Raw genomic sequence first — 17,154 nt, forward strand, 5'->3', positions numbered from 1 at the left:
CCGGCGGTCGTATTTGAACAAAAAGACGGGGCGGGTTTCGCCCCTTTCCTAGAAAGACAGGAGTTGGCGATGTTGAACGTGTATCTGTCAGGTGAGATTCATACGGATTGGCGCGAAGAGATCATTCAGGGTTCGGCGAAGCTGGACCTGAACATTGTGTTCAGCAGTCCGGTGACGGATCACGGGGCGTCGGACGATTGCGGAGTTGCGATCCTGGGGGAGGAGCCGGACAAGTACTGGCATGACCACAAGGGCGCGATGGTCAATGCGATCCGGACCCGTAAGGGCATCTCGGACGCTGATATCGTCGTTGTGCGTTTTGGCGAAAAATACAAGCAATGGAACGCGGCCTTTGACGCCGGCTATGCGGCGGCATTGGGCAAATCAATCATCGTATTGCATGGTCCCGAACATCAGCATGCCTTGAAAGAGGTTGATGCGGCCGCACTCGCCGTCGCAGAACACCCTTCTCAGGTTGTTGAGATTCTTCGCTATGTCGAATTGGGCAGGTTGCCCGAGTAAACTTGGAAAAGGCGCGGCATGAAGATGCCGCTGCCCGTTTTTCGGTCAGCTTCTTGACGGTGTAACCAGACCTTTTTGAACGGCGGGACGGTCCAGGAACCGATCCAGATAGGCCGACAGATTGGTGTGGTCGTCCCAGCCGACAACCTCTTTCGCATCATAGAAATCCAACCCGCGCAGCCAAGGTGCGATGGCTATATCTGCGATCGAGTAGTCACCGGCGATCCAGTCCTGCCCCTCAAGCTGCGTGTTCACAACATTCAGCAGGCGCTTGGCTTCGTTGATGTATCGTTCGCGCGGGCGAGGGTCTTCGATTTCGCTTCCCGCGAATTTATGGAAGAAGCCCAATTGACCGAACATGGGCCCAACGCCGCCCATCTGGAACATCAGCCATTGGGTGACGCGGTGTTTGTCAGATGCGGTTTGGCCGATGAATTTTCCCGATTTTTCAGCCAGATACAATAGGATTGCCCCACTTTCGAACAGGCCGATCGGGGTTCCGTCCGGGCCATTTGGGTCGATGATCGCTGGGATTTTGTTGTTGGGATTCAGCGACAGGAACTCGGGGCTTTTGACATCGGCATCTGCCAGCGTAACCGTGTGCGCCTCATAGGGCAGGCCGGTTTCCTCCAACATGATTGATGCTTTGACGCCGTTCGGTGTGGGGAAGGAATAGAGTTGGATTCTGTCAGGGAACTTCGCCGGCCAGCGGGCCGTGATCGGGTGCGTTTCTGTATCCAGCATTGAGAAGGCTCCTGTTTCGGATACCGACAAACCTAGGTGGCGTGGGGCGATCTTGAAAGGCATACGGGCTGTGCGGTGCCGGTCAGTGTCTGTTTGCAGATGAACAACGGGGAAACCCGCTGGAACTCGCACCTAGACCAAATGATGGTTTTGCCTCACACTTTGGGGCATCCCGCGCGCAAGACGCGGGTTTCTTGTTGGACAAAGGAGACGCGCGTGGATGACGTCGTAACACAGGTGGGAGCATTCGCACCTCTGATCATGAGCGCAGTAAAGGCGCTGGTGGTTCTGATCATTGGTTGGATCGTTGCGGGCATAATCGCAGGGATAGTGCGCCGACGGATCAATTCGACACCACAGATTGACCCGACACTGGGCAACTTCATGGCCAGCCTTGTCAAATGGGTAATCCTGGCGATGGTTCTTGTGGCTGTGCTGGGGATATTCGGGATTGAGGCCACAAGCATCGTTGCCATTCTCGGTGCCGCCTCGCTGGCGATTGGTCTGGCGCTGCAAGGCACACTCAGCGATCTGGCGGCGGGTGTGATGCTGGTTGTGTTCCGCCCCTACAAGCTGGGCCAGTTTGTCGATATCGGAGGTACGTCGGGGACGGTAAAAGACCTGAACCTGTTCACGACCGAACTGGTCACTCCGGACAATGTGCAGATCATCGTACCGAATGGACAATCCTGGGGATCAATCATCACCAACTATTCGGCCCACGACACGCGCCGAGTCGATCTGGTTTTTGGCATCGACTATGGCGACAATGCCGATGAGGCCATGAAGATCATTCTGGATGTGGCAAATGCGGATGCACGTATTCACAAGGATCCCGAACCTTGGGTCCGTGTGACCAATCTGGGCGACAGCTCGGTTGATCTGACGGCCCGTCTATGGTGCGCAGCGGCGGACTACTGGGATGTGAAATTCGAACTCACAAAAGCAATCAAGGAGGCCTTCGATGCGAAAGGGGTCTCGATCCCTTACCCGCATTCGGTGGAGATTCAGAAACAGGGTTGAATGCTCCCGCCCGTCGATCGGGCATTGGAAATGCCCTCCTCCCGTTGGGCCTGGCGCCGCACAGTTGTGCGGCGCCTTTTCTGTGCCGCCAGCCGGGTTTTCAAACCAACCGCGCCGCGCCTGTGGCGCGGCGCTATGCCCAACGCTGCAAAGCGCCTTTGTCTAAAGGCGCTTTCAGGGGCGGGAGGGTTTACGACTTGATCACGACGTTTGGCGAGACGACGTCAATTCCGAGCGCCTTTCCGACCGCATAATACGTCAACTGTCCGGCATGTACGTTCAAGCCGTTCAGCAGGTGCGGATCGTCCTGACATGCCTGCTTCCAGCCTTTGTCGGCCAATGACAGCATGAACGGCATGGTTGCGTTGCCCAAAGCGATGGTCGAGGTGCGGGCGACAGCGCCCGGCATGTTGGCCACGCAATAGTGCATCACGCCATCAACCTCGTAAATCGGGTCGGCATGGGTCGTCGCGCGCGAGGTCTCGAAACAGCCACCCTGATCGATGGCCACATCCACGAGGACCGCACCGGGTTTCATGGTTGACAACTGTGCCCGGCTGATCAGCTTCGGAGCCGCGGCGCCCGGGATCAGAACCGCACCGATCACCATATCGGCGTCCTGAATCAACTCAGCGGTTGCGCCAGCGGTCGAGTATTGGTTTTTGAAACGACCGCCAAATACATCGTCGAGATAGCGCAAACGGGGTAATGACCGGTCAAGCACGGTCACATCCGCGCCCATACCTGCAGCAATCTGGGCCGCATGGGTGCCGACCACGCCACCGCCAATCACAACGACTTTCGCCGGGCCCACACCAGGGACGCCGCCCATCAGAACGCCGCGCCCGCCATTGGCCTTCTGCAAGGTCCAGGATCCGACCTGCGGCGCCAGACGGCCTGCCACTTCGGACATCGGCGCAAGCAGCGGCAATCCGCCGCTCGCGTCTGTTACCGTCTCGTAGGCGATTGCGGTACAGCCGGATTCAAGCAAGTCGTGGGTTTGATCCGGGTCAGGAGCAAGGTGCAGGTAGGTGAACAACAATTGCCCTTCGCGCAGCATCTTGCGTTCGATCGCTTGCGGCTCTTTAACCTTCACGATCATGTCGGCTGTTGCAAAGACGTCTTCAGCCGTGTCCACAATCCGGGCACCGGCGGCGATATAGGCATCATTGTCAAAGCCCGCGCCGATCCCGGCACCGGTTTCGATCAAGACCTCATGACCGCGCGCGACCGCTTCCTGCGCCGCGTTCGGGGTCATCCCGACCCGAAATTCCTGAGGTTTGATTTCCTTGGGGCAACCGATTCTCATGTGCACCTCCTCCGTTCCTAAGCTGCCTAAATTATGTGCATTTAGGGGCGCAATTTTTGTGAAACAATGCGTGCCTTTGTGCTGTTTGTTGAAAGAATTTCCCGTATTGTGGTCAAATGCTGCAAAGGATTTGCGTTGATGAGCCTTGATACGACCGATCGTAAGATTCTCTCTGCCCTGCAACGCAACGGCCGTATGTCGAATGCGGAGCTGTCTGATCAGGTGAATCTGTCTCCATCCGCCTGTCATCGCAGGGTACAGCGGTTGGAAGCAGAAGGGTACATTCGCAACTATGTTGCCCTGTTGGATGCCCGCAAGATGAACGTGCCAACTACGGTGTTTGTCGAGATCACGCTGCAAGGTCAGGCCGAGGAGGTTCTGGATGCGTTCGAAAAGGCCGTAGCCCGCATTCCAGATGTGCTTGAATGTCATCTGATGGCCGGAACCGCAGACTATATCCTGAAGGTGGTCGCCGAAAACACTGAGGATTTTGCCCGCATTCACCGCCAATACCTGTCGCGCTTGCCCAAGGTGGCGCAGATGCAAAGTTCGTTTGCCTTGCGCACAGTGTTCAAGACGACGGCATTGCCTGTCTGACGCTCAGGAAACAGCGCTATAGGGAAGCAGGACAAATCACACCTTGTTGAACCCAGAGTGTATCAGGTCCAGCACCGGTATCTGGCGAGGTGCACAGGGGGCCGGATTGCCGACCAGTCCTCACGCTGAGGGCCGCTGCTTCCTGGCTCCGAACCGTGTGCCGCTTGTATTGGCCGGGGCCCAACGCACCAGGCGTTTGGCCTATGGGCAAGGGTCTGCCTTGCGTCAATTCTACGGGTTGTATCCCGGATACGGTCGGGCCACATTCAAGGGACTGTCACCCTTGCGTTGTACAAATTTGGTTTCAGCGACGCGGTGTCGTCAATTTATCTGATGACATCATGCGGTTACACAGGCCCGCTACGGTGCGAACCCGAAAACTAATCAGGAGCTGACTTTGGACTACGAAAATAACGACACCCCCAAAGATTGGCTTGAGGCCGAGCTAGAAGACACGCTGGATGAAGATTTTGAGATCGAGTTCAGTGAACCCATGCTATCGATGGAGGTGCGCAAGATCTACAAGGACCAGCATCCGGATATGCTGGACCGCAAGGTCTATTTTCGAAATCTGTTGCGACTGCAGGCCGAGCTCATCCAGGTTCAGGACTGGGTTCAGCATACCGGTGCCAAAGTCTGTATTCTGTTCGAAGGTCGCGACAGCGCGGGCAAGGGGGGCGTGATCAAGCGGATCACTCAGCGCCTGAACCCCCGCGTGGCCCGCGTTGTGGCTTTGCCAGCGCCCAGCCGTCGGGAACAGAGTCAGTGGTATTTTCAGCGCTATGTCCCACATCTGCCCGCGGCAGGGGAAATCGTTTTGTTCGACCGCTCGTGGTACAACCGCGCCGGGGTTGAACGGGTAATGGGGTTTGCCTCGGAAGATCAGGTCGAGCAGTTTTTTCAAGACGTTCCGGAATTTGAGCGGATGCTGGTTCGGTCCGGGATTATCTTGCTGAAATACTGGTTCTCGATCACCGACGAGGAACAGCAGTTGCGATTCCTTATGCGCATTCATGACCCGATGAAACAGTGGAAGCTGTCACCGATGGATCTGGAATCCCGCATCCGATGGGAGTCTTACACCAAGGCGAAGGAAGACATGTTCTTCCGCACCAACATCCCCGAAGCGCCATGGTACATCGTGGAAGGCAATGACAAGAAACGCGAACGTTTGAACTGTATCGAGCATTTGTTGACCAAGATTCCCTACACAGATGTTCCGCAAGAAAAGGTCAATCTGCCCGATCGGCGCTATAATCCGGATTACGAGCGCCGCGTATTGCCGGATGAACTTCACGTACCGAAAATCTACTGACGCGGCAGGTTGGGATGCGAGGCAGCGGACTGCCTCGCACCGGGGTTGCGGTTAGGCCGCGTCCATCATGCAATCAAAGTTGTAGATGTTGATGAAGAAGACGTCACCGGAATCATCGGTGGCCATGTCTGAACAGGCCGGGGAATCGTCAACCGGCTCTGAGTCATCGACCATGACCACATCGAAATCGTCCTCTGGTTCGGACGGGGTCATGTCGTCGTCATTCCAAGCGAATTGATCAAACCTCGCCTGCAGACCTTCGATGATAGCTTCGATTTCTGCGAGGAAAGCCGCAACATCGAAACAGCCATCATCCGGGTCCTCTGTTTCGGTGACGTCGGTATCAGGGTCTTCCGTCTCCGGGTCCTCTGTTTCGGTGACGTCGGTATCAGGGTCTTCCGTCTCCGGGTCCACTGTTTCGGTGACGTCGGTGTCAGGGTCTTCTGTCTCCGGGTCCTCTGTTTCGGTGACGTCGGTGTCAGGGTCTTCTGTCTCCGGGTCCTCGGTTTCGGTGACATCGGTGTCAGGGTCTTCCTTCTCCGGGTCCTCTGTTTCGGTGACGTCGGTGCCGGGGTCTTCTGTCTCCGGATCCTCTGTTTCGGTGACGTCGGTGTCAGGGTCCTCTGTCTCCGGGTCTTGAGTTTCGGTGACGTCGGTTTCGGGCTCTTCCGGTGTCGGCTCTTCGGTTTCGGTCACATCGGTATCGGGTTCCTCTGGTGCCGGATCCTCAGGAGGAAGGGGCGTCACTACTGTCTCATCTGAGTCCAGCATCACCTCTGCATCCGTCGCCGCGAAGTTCTGGGTCACCATGACCGCATCAAAACCCTGCATCGAGCCGGTCTCGACGCCAATCCCGATATACTCGAAATCCGGGTTCAGAATGTTCGCACGATGGCCCGGGCTGTTCATCAGGTTCGCGTGCAGTTGCTCGACATCGTCGCTGATGCCGGGCGCGCCGCGTTCTGATTGCCAGGCAATGTTCTCGCCCGAGCGCCAGCTGCCTGTGAAATCAAACCCCGCGTCCTCCATCCGCTCTGTCGCGCTTGATCCGTCTTGTCCGGTGTGGCTGAACATATTGGTATCCAGCATCCAGGTGCTGTGATCTTCGGAAGATGCGTTCAGCTGTGTTTCCAGCTGCAGCGGGTTCAGCCCGCGGGATGTGCGCTCTTCGTTGATCAACTCCAGCATTTCTCGCTCGAATGTACTTGCAGTCGACATGGGTAGCCTCCGTTTTGATGTGTCGTCTGAGTAGACGAGGCCAGTTACAGGGGGCGAGGATTGGACTGATAGAGCGGGCCGCGTTTTAGGCGAGTTTTGGCGCTACAACGCTACCAATGCGAGATTCGCTGCGCTGCAAAATGCCGGGCAAAATGCTGCTGGTGCCAAAATGGCTGCTTGCCGCCGAAGGCCGGGCGGGACTCGGCGATTTGAGACCGGTCTTTAAAACGACAAACCCCCGGGCGGGGCCTCGGGGGTCGTCAAATAGTGTCATCCAAAGCTGGACGAGAGTCAGGTGCTTAGAGCAAACCTTCGCGCTGTGCTTTCTTACGTGCCAGTTTACGGGCACGGCGGATCGCTTCAGCTTTCTCGCGCGCTTTTTTCTCGGACGGTTTCTCGAAATGTTGCTTCAGCTTCATTTCACGGAACACGCCTTCGCGCTGCAGCTTTTTCTTCAGGGCACGAAGCGCCTGATCGACGTTATTGTCGCGAACACTAACCTGCATGTGGTTGTCACCACCTTTCTAGATAGAGTTGCAAGGAAATTGCAGGAGTTGGCCGTATAGCAAAGCCGTTCTATCTTGTCTAGTACTGGCCCCGAACACCGGAGAACTGCCATGACCGTCACATATGAAGAGACCAAACAGCAGCTGCTGGACGCAATCCTATTACATGTCCCGTTCGACGGTTGGTCGGAAACCAGCTTTCGCAGTGCAATTGGTGACTGCGATATGGACGCGGGTCTGGCCCGGGCAATCTGTCCCCGCGGGGCGGTCGATCTGGCACTGGCCTATCACGCACGTGGCGATCAAGCCATGCTGGACCGGATCAAGTCCGCGGATATGAGCGCGCTGAAGTTCCGCGAAAAAGTCGCGGCTGCCGTGCGGTTTCGCCTGGAGGCGGTCGAAGACAAAGAACTGGTGCGTCGAGGCATGACGCTGTTTTCCTTACCCACCTATGCGGCGGATGGGGCCAAAGCAGTCTGGGGTACTTGCGATCTGATCTGGGACGCGCTGGGCGACACGTCGGACGACGTGAACTGGTACACCAAACGCGCCACGTTGTCGGGGGTCTATTCCTCGACCTTGCTGTTCTGGCTGGGGGATGATTCGCCGGACCATCAGAAAAGCTGGGAATTTCTGGACCGTCGGATCGAAAACGTCATGCAGTTCGAAAAACTCAAGGCGCAGGTAAATGGAAACCCGCTGCTGAAACCCTTCCTTGCCGTGCCCAACTGGCTGGTCGGTCAGGTCAAGCCGCCAATGAAGATGCGGGCCGATTTGCCGGGGCTCTTGAACCCACGCAAGTAAGCGTCTGGGCCTTTGCCGTCGGGCCTGCTAGGCAATGGGCAAAGGAGAGTTTTCCATGACCCAGATGATGCGCGCCGTCGAAATCACTCAGCCGGGTGGCCCGGACGTTCTGAAGCTGACCGAGCGACCGATACCCGAAGCCGACGCAGGCCAGGTTGTCTTGAAGGTGGCTTATGCGGGCGTGAACCGCCCGGACGCCTTGCAGCGCGCCGGGGCCTACGATCCCCCACCCGGAGCCAGTGACCTGCCGGGGCTGGAAGCTTCGGGCGAAGTTGTGGCCGTGGGCTCGGGTGTTGAGGGCCTATCACTTGGTGACCAAGTCTGTGCGCTGCTGCCGGGTGGGGGCTATGCGGAATACGTCGCCACGCCCGCCGCTCATTGCCTGCCGGTGCCAGACGGGATGGATATGAAACAGGCTGCTTGCCTGCCTGAAACCTTTTTCACTGTCTGGTCCAATGTGTTCTCACGTGGCGGCCTGAAAGCCGGAGAGCGGTTTCTGGTCCATGGTGGCTCCAGCGGTATCGGAACCACCGCCATCCAGCTGGCGAACGCCTTCGGCGCGCGGGTCTTTGCAACAGCGGGGTCCGACGAAAAATGCGAGGCCTGCCTCAAGCTTGGTGCCGAAAAGGCGATCAATTATCGGGATGAGGATTTTGTTGGGGTCATGCGGGCCGAAGGTGGGGCAAACCTGATCCTCGACATGGTTGGCGGCGACTATATCCCGCGCAACGTGAAAGCTCTGGCCGAGGACGGGCGTCTGGTTCAGATCGCTTTTCTGCAAGGTCCCGTGGTCGAACTGAATTTTGCCCTGATGATGGTAAAGCGACTGACGCTGACCGGCAGCACATTGCGCCCGCAAAGCGATTTGGCCAAAGCCAAGATTGCGCAGGACCTGCGCGAGGCGGTCTGGCCGCTTCTGGACTCGGGCCGGGTCGCTCCGGTCATGGACAGCGAGTTTGATCTGGCAGAAGCCGCCGCCGCGCACGAGCGGATGGAGGCATCAAACCACATCGGCAAGATCGTCTTGAACGTCGCGGGCTAGTCGTGTCGGCGCGCGGCGTTTGTTTGCGCGCTGCTACGTTCAGGCGACGGCCCTGCGATAGAGGTGCCATGTTGCATGTCCCAGCACGGGCATCACGACGATCAGTCCCAGAAGCATCGGAATTGCCCCGATCACCAACAGCGCTGCGACGATAAAGCCCCAGGTCAGGATGATGCGGGGATTGTGCCGCAGGACCCGAACCGAGGTCACGACCGCCACCGGCAGCCCCACCTTGCGATCCAGCAAAAGCGGGAAGCTGACAACACTTATGGCAAGTGCACTGAGAGCAAACAAGAACCCGACAGCGGTTCCGACAATGACCATTGTCCAGCCCGCGCCGGTGGTGAAGACCTGCGCCACAAATGCGCCGAGTGACGCGGGTGGTTCTGGGCCGAGTGTCTGGACATAAATAGTTTGGGCCATCATCAGCCAGATCAGCAGCAGCATGACAAGATAAAAGCCCAATGCCAGAATCGCGCCGAACGAGGGTGAGCGGAAGACACCGAATGCATCGATCCAGTAGACCTCTGTTCCCTGTTCACGCTTGCGGCTGATTTCGTATAGCCCCACAGCCGCGACGGGTCCGATCAGGGCAAATCCAGCCACCAACGGCGCAAGCAGGGGAACCATGTTCAGATTCATTCCCATCCCGAACATCAGCAGTCCCGCGATGGGGTAGATCAGCACGAGAAAGATCGCGTCCGCCCGCGTATCCAGGAAATCCTGATATCCCGCCCTCAGGCAGGCGGATAAATCCTGCATCGTCAGCGTCTGCACCTTTGGCAACTGGCGCGTTTCGGAACTTCCGAGACGTGAAACGCTTTCTGTGACATGCTCGCTGGTCGCTCCAAGGCTTTGGGCGGCCCAGCTGATCGGGTTACCGATTGTTTTTGCCATCTTTCTTCCCTTCCTTGGCGAGTGGTGCGCCGCAGAACGAATCCGGCTTGAGGTTGCCCGTGGCCGGACCAGCCGGCAACGCCTGACACAACTATAGCACAGTTTTCGCATACACCGAATCACCACTGCGAGATTGCGCCGATTGCGCTGCGACAAACCCGTGCTAGCTTGAGAGCAGGCAAGAGGAGGTCAGCATGCAGCAAACTGCGCGTACAGTGGTCATTCAGGAATTCGGCGGGCCCGAGGTTTTACGGATCGAAGACAAACCGCTAGGCGATCCCGGCCCGGGTGAGGTGCGCATTCGCCACCATGCCTGTGGTCTGAATTTCATCGATGTCTACCAACGCTCAGGGCTTTATCCGCTCGACTTGCCACATGCCTTGGGCATGGAGGCGGCCGGTGTGATCGAGGCTGTGGGCGAAGGGGTTACGCATCTGCAACCGGGGCAACGTGCCGCCTATGCCAGCGCCCCTTCTGGTGCTTATTGCGAGGCCCGCGTGATGCCCGCTGCGCAAGTCTGCCCTCTGCCCGATGGCATTGAGTTCCAAACCGCCGCCGCGATGATGCTGAAGGGCATGACTGTCGAGTACCTTTTCCACCGCACAACTCCTCTAAGACGCGGTGACACGGTCCTGTTTCATGCCGCCGCCGGTGGCGTTGGGCTGATCGCCTGTCAATGGGCCAAATCAGAAGGCATCAAACTGATCGGCACCGCCGGGACGGATGAGAAATGCAGTCTGGCGCAATTCAACGGGGCCGCCCATTGCATCAACTACAAAACCGAGAATTTTGCAGAACGTGTGGCTGAACTGACCGATGGGAAAGGCGTGGATGTGGTGATGGATTCAGTTGGGGCCGACACTTTCGAAGGGTCGTTGGACTGTCTGAAACCGTTGGGGATGATGATTTCCTTCGGCAACGCTTCAGGCCCGGTTCCGCCGGTGGACATCGGCATTCTGGGACAGAAAGGCTCGCTAAAGATCACGCGCCCGACTCTGTTCACACATATTTCGGACCATGCAGTGTGTCAGGCGATGGCGCGACGACTGTTCGGAAAGGTTCAGGGCGCAGAGGTCAAAATCCACATAGACCAGCGTTTCCCGCTGGATCAGATCGCAGATGCCCATAGGGCCCTTGAAGCGCGCAAGACAACGGGCAGTACAATACTGGACGTCTGAACAAAAAGACCCGGCGAAATACGCCGGGTCCGATCCTGTCTGTCGGCAAATCTGTCAGAAGCGATATGCGGCGCGGAACTGAAGTGTCGTGGCGTCTACGTCCACTCCGCTCGAATTGAAGTTGTCAAATTCGTGGTACAGAAGCTCACCGGCAATGCTGACATTGGGTGCGATAATCTGTTCATAGCCTGCGCCGATGAACCAGCCATTGTCGCTGCCCAGATTGTCGGTGCCCGCATCGGCGTAGCCCCCGACACCGTAAAACAGGCCTTGAGGGTTCACCTTGTAGCCGGCACGCGCCTTGATACGCCAGACATCTTCGACCGTTGCTGGCCCCAGATCGACATCGGTCCAGTCATAGTCAAAGCCGCCGCCCACGACCCAGTCACCCAGATCATAGTCGTATCCAAGGATGAGACCGCCAATCGCAGCATCGCCATCAACGCCTGACACATTGGTGTCAACGTCGACGTAACCCAGCTGCAAACCACCATAGAACCCCGTCCAATTACCCGAGGATTGGGCCATCGCCGATCCGGCAACCAGGGTCGATACGGCTGTGATAAGCGCCAGTTTTCCTGTCATCTTTTGATCCTTTCATTCCAAGTCATTGCGCAATGGTCAGAGACTTGCTTGCGTTTATTGAATTAGTTACGGCCCTGCCTCAGGACCGGATCATCGTATTTATTAATTCCGTACCGATTTCTGCTACGTCCGATCATTGTCGAACGGCTTGCGCCCGGTGATTCCGGATCTGTCTCAATTAGATAGGTTGCGCGCAGGTGGCTTCAAACAAATTGCGGCGGCGGAACGATCCGCCGCCGACGCCAGTTGATTTGTCAGCGGATTATTGCTGCAACTCTGCGGGATCTTTGTCGGCGATGTCGTCCCAGTTCGCGCTGGCCTGTTCGATGAAGCCCGGAATATCGCCTTCCCAACGTTCCTGAATGTCTTGTGACAGGTTCAGATACAGTTTGTTGTCAACGATTTTCCAGTGGTTCGGATCACCATCAAACTTGAAGCCCATCGCAGCGCCGAATGCGCAGTATCCGCCGTAGGCGGGCAGATACGCCTCTGGGTTCGATTCGAATGCGACTTTGTTTTCCTCTGACGAAAAGCGGTACATCGCGTCATCGTGCAGCGTGGTGATACGGTAGTCGCCCTTGGTGGCTTCGCCTTCGGTGAAATAGGCGACCGGGTCGTAGCCCTGCATGGCCAGACCGGTCGAGCTGGCGTTGATTTCAACACCGGCTGCAAGGGTCGAAGTCGCAAGTGCAACAGACAGCGCAACGCCGCCGATCAGAGATTTAAACGTGTTCATTGCTTCACCTTTCGTGAAATGGGCCGCATCGCTACGCTAAAACTGCGAATGACGAGCCCAGGCTTTTGTCCTGTGAGGCCGGTAATTGGCCGCCACGAAAATTCAGGTGGGAAGTCGGCGGATCACGTTCAAAGCAATCAATTGTGATTGTGCGCAGTTGAAGAGCGCTTGTTCAAAAATGCGAAACTTGCGTCATGCATCCGGTGTTAACGCCAACACGAAACGGACCACTTTGTCCGCGGGCATTTCGCAGGGCCGCAGCAACGCGCCACTGATTTTCGTGTGATAGAGGTTCAGGCTGATATAGTCCGATCCGCCCAATTCCTGCGCGACCAGTTTGTGTGACTTACCTTCGGCCATCGATTGTCGCGACACCATATATCGCCGCGCATCAAAGGTCCCGGTGAACGTGCCGGTTGGCAATGCGTGGAATGCAGATAGAAAAGCGTCCGTTGGGGTCACGGTTTCCCGATTTTCGGCTCGGTCCCGGATTTGATGCGCGTCACGTTTGATTTGTGACGCCAATAGATCAGGATCGTCAGGACGATGCCAAGGAAGAATGTCGATCCATTGGTCAGCAGCATGATCCAGGTGGTCGATAAGGCCGCGGCGGCCAGAGCTCCGGCCGACGACATCCGCCAGATTGCCACCGCGACCAGCCAGGTCAGGCACAGGGCAATCCCGACACGCCAGTCCAGCGCCAGCCACAAGCCTATGAACGTTGCCACGCCCTTGCCGCCCCTGAATGCCAGCCACACTGGCAGACAATGGCCCAGAAACGCCATCAGAGCCGCAACCTGTGCCGCGTCGTCACCCGCATAGGCCCGCGCGAGTAGAACGGCCAGGACCCCTTTGCCGCCATCCAGAAGCAAAGTCAGCGCGGCGGCGGCCTTGTTGCCCGTCCGAAGCACATTGGTGGCCCCGATATTGCCCGAGCCGATCTGGCGCAGATTGCCCAACCCCATGACGCGCGCGATGATCAGACCGAAGGGGATTGATCCGATCAGATACCCCAGAACAGCCCACAGGATAAGTTCGTTCGTTGTGCTGTCGATCAAGGGCATCAGGGTCTCCGGAAGATTTCTTTGCCGGCCACGTAGGTTGCAAGGACCTTACCCTGCATTCGCTGCCCGTCAAACGGAGTGTTCTGCGATTTGGATTTCAGGGCAAACCGGTCTAGCACAAAAGGCACATCCGCGTCGAAAAAAACCAGATCCGCAGGGGCGCCCTTGGACAATCGACCGCTGTTCAAACCCAGCCGCTTTGCCGGGTTGAGGGCCATGGCCCGAAACAGTGTCGGCAGGTCCAGTTGGCCTGCGTGGTACAGGCGCAAGGCAGCGGGCAGCAGAGTTTCCAGGGCGACCGCGCCTGATGCGGCTTCTTCAAAGGGCAGGCGTTTGCTTTCTTCGTCCTGAGGGGTGTGCATCGAACTGATGGTGTCAATCAGCCCCGTTCGCAGCGCCTCGATCGCCGCTTGCCGGTCATCCTCGGACCGCAGCGGCGGTTTGACCTTGAAGAAGGTGCGATAGTCGGCCACGTCCAGCTCGTTCAGCGTCAGGTGATGGATCGAGGTCCCGGCGGTGATATCCAGACCGTTGCGCTTTGCACGCTCCAGCGCGGGCAGGGCGCGGGCGGTTGTGATCTGGTCAGCATGATAGGCTGCCCCGGTCATTTCCAACAAGGCAATGTCGCGGTCCAGCCCCATACGCTCGGCCATGGGCGATACGGCGGGCAACCCGCGCAAAGCGGCAAATTTTCCGCTGGTGGCAGCAGCCCCATTGCTCAGACCGGGCTCCTGTGGATGGGCAATGACCAGAGCGCCGCAGGACCGCGCGTAGGTCAGGGCGCGGGAAAACACCTTTGTGTTGGTGATGACGTGATCGCAATCGGTGAACGCTACGGCTCCTGCATCCTGCAGAAAGCCGATCTCGGTCATCTCGCGCCCCTCGCGCCCCTTGGTCAGAGCGGCCATAGGCAACACGTTGACTGAGGTGTCCGCCTGCGCACGGCGGGTAACAAATTCCAGGCTTTCCGGGGTATCGATCGCCGGGCTTGTATCGGGCCGCGTCACCATTGTGGTCACGCCACCTGCCGCCGCCGCCAGTCCGGCGGATTTATAACTTTCCTTGTGACGCTCGCCCGGTTCACACACTTTGACGCCGATATCGACAATTCCCGGGGCCAGGCATTTGCCGTTGCAGGCGATCACTTGCCCGTCGGTGGTTGGTGCCTCTGTGTCCCCCATCGCCACGATATGCCCGTCCTTGGCGTGCAGCCAGCCAATGCTATCCGTGCCGGATTCAGGGTCGATCAATCGGGCATCGGTAAAAACGACAGATGTCATGCTGAGGCCTCTCGGGCTGAGTTCAATGCCACCAAAGCAGCATCAGGATCGGACAGGTATTCGAATACCAGAAACAGGCGACGGGAAAACACCACGTTTTGATCATTGCGATGGTACTTCAGCGTGTTGTCGATACTGATGCGTCTGGGTTTGAACATCTCTTTGAGCCACCAGGTCTGACGTGTGGCGACGGCACAGACGCGTTGCGACCGAATAAATCGGTCCAGCCACATGACATAGGCCAAGACAGCCGAATTGCTGATCAGTTTCCTCGGGTCTCGCATGGTTTCGGCCAACCACATGACGGCCAGCCAGGCCAAACCGAGACAGGTGATCAGAAGTCGGCAGGCCCATCCGACGTGACCGAGGACGTGCTCCCGACGCGGTGTCCCGAACCTCAGGACATCTTCGGCCTCGGGTCTCCGCTTGCGCCACCAGCTTTCGTCCGCGCCGGTCATGTCATAGCCCTTTCGATGGCGGCTTTGGTGGCTGCGGGGTCCGCTTGGTATTTGATCAGGTGCTTGTCGCCGCCCGTGGTCACAAGCTGGACAAAGCTGCCCATCACGTTGACCGCTTCAATCTGGTTCAGCGCAACCTTGCGAGGGCCGGGGCCGGTCAGCAGGGTTTCGGTCATCTCCCAAGAGGTGTTCAGCTCTTCCGAGGCAAGGTACCAGGCGCGTATCCCGATGGCGGCAAGGCCAGCCGGTGCGCCAGTCCAGATATATGGGTTGCCGATCAGCCAGAGCACGACCATTGCCGCAGCCATTGCACCGGCTGCAAGCCATGCGTTTGTGCGGATATAGGCCCCTTTGTCGGGCGCGAAAATCACAGGATCAGCCACAAGACACCTCCGAGCAGCACCGCCATGACCAGAGCGAAGATAGCCGACCCCAGCCTTTGCGCCCGCGCCCGCGCCGCTTTGGGGGACACAGGCATCGCCGAATGGGGTTTGGCGCTTTCTGTTTTGATCTCACCACCAGTCCAGTTGGTTGCCTCCTCAGTGAACAGGCCAATCAGCTGCACACGTGAATCGGGGCTCAACGTCGCTGGACGCCCTTTGAACGCGGCACTGCGCAGGGCCATGACCCAACCATCGACCGCACCAAGCTTTGCGCGATCCAGTTGATCCTTGGACACGCCGCAGCCTTCGTTCAGGTAGCCGTAGAGACCCAGTTCCTCAAGGTCGGTCACGGGGAAAACGTCGATCTGATCCCCATCCAGATCCGTGGCGCCCAGTACCTGATCGACAGCACCGGGTTCGCGCAGGAACTTTGCTTCTTCCGGGCGCATGTCCAGGGCAAACAGGCGAACCACACCGTGTTCGTGCGGAGAGACGGTCAGATCGCTCATGCCGCCTCGCGCAGATTGCGGGCCAGCAATTCCATTGCAGCCATCCGGACGGCGACGCCCATCTCGACCTGTTCCTGAATCACGGATCGATTGATGTCGTCGGCCAGGGTTCCATCAATCTCAACCCCGCGGTTCATCGGTCCGGGGTGCATGACAATGGCATCGGGCTTGGCCTGCGCCAGCTTGGCCGCGTCCAGACCGTAGCGGTGGTAGTATTCGCGCTCCGAAGGGATGAAGCCGCCGTCCATCCGTTCTTTCTGAAGGCGCAGCATCATCACCACGTCGACGTCCTTGAGGCCTTCGGTCATGTCGTCAAAAATCTCGGCCCCGAACTCAGAGAATTGCGCAGGCACCAGCGTCGGTGGGCCGATCAGGCGGATGCGGTTCTCCATCTTGCCCAGCAGGATCAGGTTGGACCGCGCCACGCGGGAATGCGCGACATCACCGCAAATCGCGATGTTCAAGCGGTGCAAGCGTCCCTTTGCGCGACGGATGGTCAGTGCGTCCAGCAAAGCCTGCGTTGGGTGTTCATGCCTGCCGTCGCCTGCATTCAGCACGGCGCAATTCACCTTCTGCGCCAGCAGATCGACTGCGCCGGAATGCGGGTGCCGCACCACCAGAAGATCGGGATGCATTGCGTTCAACGTCATCGCCGTGTCGATCAGTGTCTCGCCCTTTTTGATCGAACTGGCCTGCATCGCCATATTCATCACATCCGCGCCCAACCGTTTACCCGCCAGTTCAAAGCTGGCCTGCGTCCGGGTCGAGTTTTCGAAAAACATGTTGATCTGGGTCAGCCCGGACAGCACGTCCGAATGCTTGGTCGATTGACGGTTCAGATCGACGTATTTTTCGGCCAGATCCAGGATGGCGGTGATGTCGGATTGTGACAGATGCTCGATGCCAAGAAGGTGACGATGGGCGAAACGCATGGGCGGGCTCCTGTCTGACAATCGGACCGCTTATAGAAAGCCGCGCGCGCCG

The 17,154-nt window shown here is 58.0% G+C and carries 21 protein-coding genes; 7 read left to right on the forward strand and 14 right to left on the reverse strand.

Annotated elements, in window-relative coordinates; translation table 11 throughout:
• Positions 1-69 precede the first annotated feature (69 nt).
• Entirely contained in the window at positions 70-522 is a 453-nt protein-coding gene (locus ACR0L4_RS06760) for a YtoQ family protein (RefSeq protein WP_480511576.1), read from the forward strand.
• Positions 523-567: 45 nt separating this feature from the next.
• Here ACR0L4_RS06760 and ACR0L4_RS06765 read toward each other — a convergent pair whose 3' ends face one another.
• A complete protein-coding gene (locus ACR0L4_RS06765) occupies positions 568-1,266 on the reverse strand; it encodes a glutathione S-transferase N-terminal domain-containing protein (protein ID WP_170749982.1) in 699 nt (232 codons plus the stop codon).
• Between the two features lie 261 nt (positions 1,267-1,527).
• Between ACR0L4_RS06765 and ACR0L4_RS06770 the strand changes: the two genes are divergently transcribed.
• The gene (locus ACR0L4_RS06770; RefSeq protein WP_480511804.1) at positions 1,528-2,289 is read left to right on the forward strand and encodes a mechanosensitive ion channel family protein; all 762 of its coding nucleotides are present in this window, start codon (positions 1,528-1,530) and stop codon (positions 2,287-2,289) included.
• A gap of 190 nt (positions 2,290-2,479) precedes the next feature.
• Here ACR0L4_RS06770 and ald read toward each other — a convergent pair whose 3' ends face one another.
• Positions 2,480-3,598, reverse strand: coding sequence for an alanine dehydrogenase (gene ald, locus ACR0L4_RS06775; RefSeq protein ID WP_480511578.1), 1,119 nt, complete (start codon positions 3,596-3,598; stop codon positions 2,480-2,482).
• 138 nt (positions 3,599-3,736) lie between these two features.
• On the opposite strand from ald, the gene ACR0L4_RS06780 reads away from it, so the two are divergent.
• Positions 3,737-4,195: a winged helix-turn-helix transcriptional regulator gene (locus ACR0L4_RS06780; RefSeq protein WP_170749979.1), complete on the forward strand. Its 459-nt coding sequence runs from the start codon at positions 3,737-3,739 to the stop codon at positions 4,193-4,195.
• 397 nt (positions 4,196-4,592) lie between these two features.
• On the forward strand, positions 4,593-5,510 hold the full coding sequence (ppk2, locus tag ACR0L4_RS06785; protein ID WP_170749978.1) for a polyphosphate kinase 2: 918 nt from the start codon (positions 4,593-4,595) through the stop codon (positions 5,508-5,510).
• Between the two features lie 51 nt (positions 5,511-5,561).
• Here the strand turns inward: ppk2 and ACR0L4_RS06790 are convergent, their stop codons facing one another.
• Positions 5,562-6,728 (reverse strand): CAP domain-containing protein, encoded by a 1,167-nt coding sequence (locus ACR0L4_RS06790; protein ID WP_480511581.1) that lies wholly within the window; start codon positions 6,726-6,728, stop codon positions 5,562-5,564.
• 299 nt (positions 6,729-7,027) lie between these two features.
• Positions 7,028-7,234, reverse strand: a complete 207-nt coding sequence (gene rpsU, locus ACR0L4_RS06795; RefSeq protein ID WP_005614280.1) for a 30S ribosomal protein S21 — start codon at positions 7,232-7,234, stop codon at positions 7,028-7,030.
• Between the two features lie 111 nt (positions 7,235-7,345).
• Here rpsU and ACR0L4_RS06800 point away from each other — a divergent pair, with 111 nt between their 5' ends.
• Both ACR0L4_RS06800 and ACR0L4_RS06805 read left to right on the forward strand, forming a co-directional pair.
• Positions 7,346-8,038 (forward strand): COQ9 family protein, encoded by a 693-nt coding sequence (locus tag ACR0L4_RS06800; RefSeq protein ID WP_480511583.1) that lies wholly within the window; start codon positions 7,346-7,348, stop codon positions 8,036-8,038.
• 55 nt (positions 8,039-8,093) lie between these two features.
• The gene (locus tag ACR0L4_RS06805; RefSeq protein WP_480511585.1) at positions 8,094-9,080 is read left to right on the forward strand and encodes an NAD(P)H-quinone oxidoreductase; all 987 of its coding nucleotides are present in this window, start codon (positions 8,094-8,096) and stop codon (positions 9,078-9,080) included.
• A gap of 39 nt (positions 9,081-9,119) precedes the next feature.
• On the opposite strand, the gene ACR0L4_RS06810 is transcribed toward ACR0L4_RS06805, so the two are convergent.
• The gene (locus tag ACR0L4_RS06810) at positions 9,120-9,977 is read right to left on the reverse strand and encodes a DUF2189 domain-containing protein (protein ID WP_480511587.1); all 858 of its coding nucleotides are present in this window, start codon (positions 9,975-9,977) and stop codon (positions 9,120-9,122) included.
• Positions 9,978-10,171: 194 nt separating this feature from the next.
• On the opposite strand from ACR0L4_RS06810, the gene ACR0L4_RS06815 reads away from it, so the two are divergent.
• Positions 10,172-11,155, forward strand: a complete 984-nt coding sequence (locus ACR0L4_RS06815; RefSeq protein ID WP_170749973.1) for an NADPH:quinone reductase — start codon at positions 10,172-10,174, stop codon at positions 11,153-11,155.
• A gap of 54 nt (positions 11,156-11,209) precedes the next feature.
• On the opposite strand, the gene ACR0L4_RS06820 is transcribed toward ACR0L4_RS06815, so the two are convergent.
• The 9 genes from ACR0L4_RS06820 to ACR0L4_RS06860 all read right to left on the reverse strand — a co-directional run bounded on the left by ACR0L4_RS06820 (position 11,210) and on the right by ACR0L4_RS06860 (position 17,102).
• Positions 11,210-11,740 carry an outer membrane protein gene (locus ACR0L4_RS06820; RefSeq protein WP_480511589.1) on the reverse strand — a complete coding sequence of 177 codons (531 nt, stop codon included), beginning with the start codon at positions 11,738-11,740 and terminating at the stop codon, positions 11,210-11,212.
• 262 nt (positions 11,741-12,002) lie between these two features.
• Positions 12,003-12,476, reverse strand: coding sequence for a YHS domain-containing (seleno)protein (locus tag ACR0L4_RS06825; protein ID WP_480511591.1), 474 nt, complete (start codon positions 12,474-12,476; stop codon positions 12,003-12,005).
• 192 nt (positions 12,477-12,668) lie between these two features.
• Positions 12,669-12,938 carry a hypothetical protein gene (locus tag ACR0L4_RS06830; RefSeq protein ID WP_170749970.1) on the reverse strand — a complete coding sequence of 90 codons (270 nt, stop codon included), beginning with the start codon at positions 12,936-12,938 and terminating at the stop codon, positions 12,669-12,671.
• Positions 12,935-13,540, reverse strand: coding sequence for a glycerol-3-phosphate 1-O-acyltransferase PlsY (gene plsY, locus ACR0L4_RS06835; RefSeq protein WP_170749969.1), 606 nt, complete (start codon positions 13,538-13,540; stop codon positions 12,935-12,937). The genes ACR0L4_RS06830 and plsY overlap by 4 nt, the downstream gene beginning before the upstream one ends.
• Positions 13,540-14,820, reverse strand: coding sequence for a dihydroorotase (pyrC, locus tag ACR0L4_RS06840; RefSeq protein WP_480511593.1), 1,281 nt, complete (start codon positions 14,818-14,820; stop codon positions 13,540-13,542). The genes plsY and pyrC overlap by 1 nt, the downstream gene beginning before the upstream one ends.
• Positions 14,817-15,278 (reverse strand): hypothetical protein, encoded by a 462-nt coding sequence (locus tag ACR0L4_RS06845; protein WP_480511595.1) that lies wholly within the window; start codon positions 15,276-15,278, stop codon positions 14,817-14,819. The genes pyrC and ACR0L4_RS06845 overlap by 4 nt, the downstream gene beginning before the upstream one ends.
• Entirely contained in the window at positions 15,275-15,661 is a 387-nt protein-coding gene (locus ACR0L4_RS06850; protein ID WP_480511597.1) for a hypothetical protein, read from the reverse strand. The genes ACR0L4_RS06845 and ACR0L4_RS06850 overlap by 4 nt, the downstream gene beginning before the upstream one ends.
• A complete protein-coding gene (locus ACR0L4_RS06855; protein ID WP_480511599.1) occupies positions 15,646-16,170 on the reverse strand; it encodes a hypothetical protein in 525 nt (174 codons plus the stop codon). Before ACR0L4_RS06855 ends, ACR0L4_RS06850 begins: the two co-directional genes overlap by 16 nt.
• Positions 16,167-17,102: an aspartate carbamoyltransferase catalytic subunit gene (locus ACR0L4_RS06860; RefSeq protein ID WP_480511601.1), complete on the reverse strand. Its 936-nt coding sequence runs from the start codon at positions 17,100-17,102 to the stop codon at positions 16,167-16,169. Before ACR0L4_RS06860 ends, ACR0L4_RS06855 begins: the two co-directional genes overlap by 4 nt.
• Positions 17,103-17,154 lie beyond the last annotated feature (52 nt).

This window comes from Ruegeria sp. AB5 (genome assembly GCF_056542645.1).

Excerpts from the sequence above, each read along its gene's own strand:
- ACR0L4_RS06770 (WP_480511804.1), top strand. The coding sequence starts at position 1,528 with ATGAGCGCAGTAAAGGCGCTGGTGGTTCTGATCATTGGTTGGATCGTT.
- ACR0L4_RS06765 (WP_170749982.1), bottom strand. The coding sequence starts at position 1,266 with ATGCTGGATACAGAAACGCACCCGATCACGGCCCGCTGGCCGGCGAAG.
- ACR0L4_RS06820 (WP_480511589.1), bottom strand. The coding sequence starts at position 11,740 with ATGACAGGAAAACTGGCGCTTATCACAGCCGTATCGACCCTGGTTGCC.
- ACR0L4_RS06815 (WP_170749973.1), top strand. The coding sequence starts at position 10,172 with ATGCAGCAAACTGCGCGTACAGTGGTCATTCAGGAATTCGGCGGGCCC.
- ACR0L4_RS06780 (WP_170749979.1), top strand. The coding sequence starts at position 3,737 with ATGAGCCTTGATACGACCGATCGTAAGATTCTCTCTGCCCTGCAACGC.
- ACR0L4_RS06855 (WP_480511599.1), bottom strand. The coding sequence starts at position 16,170 with ATGAGCGATCTGACCGTCTCTCCGCACGAACACGGTGTGGTTCGCCTG.
- ACR0L4_RS06860 (WP_480511601.1), bottom strand. The coding sequence starts at position 17,102 with ATGCGTTTCGCCCATCGTCACCTTCTTGGCATCGAGCATCTGTCACAA.
- ACR0L4_RS06825 (WP_480511591.1), bottom strand. The coding sequence starts at position 12,476 with ATGAACACGTTTAAATCTCTGATCGGCGGCGTTGCGCTGTCTGTTGCA.
- ACR0L4_RS06805 (WP_480511585.1), top strand. The coding sequence starts at position 8,094 with ATGACCCAGATGATGCGCGCCGTCGAAATCACTCAGCCGGGTGGCCCG.
- plsY (WP_170749969.1), bottom strand. The coding sequence starts at position 13,540 with ATGCCCTTGATCGACAGCACAACGAACGAACTTATCCTGTGGGCTGTT.
- ACR0L4_RS06760 (WP_480511576.1), top strand. The coding sequence starts at position 70 with ATGTTGAACGTGTATCTGTCAGGTGAGATTCATACGGATTGGCGCGAA.
- ald (WP_480511578.1), bottom strand. The coding sequence starts at position 3,598 with ATGAGAATCGGTTGCCCCAAGGAAATCAAACCTCAGGAATTTCGGGTC.
- ACR0L4_RS06845 (WP_480511595.1), bottom strand. The coding sequence starts at position 15,278 with ATGACCGGCGCGGACGAAAGCTGGTGGCGCAAGCGGAGACCCGAGGCC.
- ACR0L4_RS06810 (WP_480511587.1), bottom strand. The coding sequence starts at position 9,977 with ATGGCAAAAACAATCGGTAACCCGATCAGCTGGGCCGCCCAAAGCCTT.
- rpsU (WP_005614280.1), bottom strand. The coding sequence starts at position 7,234 with ATGCAGGTTAGTGTTCGCGACAATAACGTCGATCAGGCGCTTCGTGCC.
- ACR0L4_RS06790 (WP_480511581.1), bottom strand. The coding sequence starts at position 6,728 with ATGTCGACTGCAAGTACATTCGAGCGAGAAATGCTGGAGTTGATCAAC.
- ACR0L4_RS06800 (WP_480511583.1), top strand. The coding sequence starts at position 7,346 with ATGACCGTCACATATGAAGAGACCAAACAGCAGCTGCTGGACGCAATC.
- pyrC (WP_480511593.1), bottom strand. The coding sequence starts at position 14,820 with ATGACATCTGTCGTTTTTACCGATGCCCGATTGATCGACCCTGAATCC.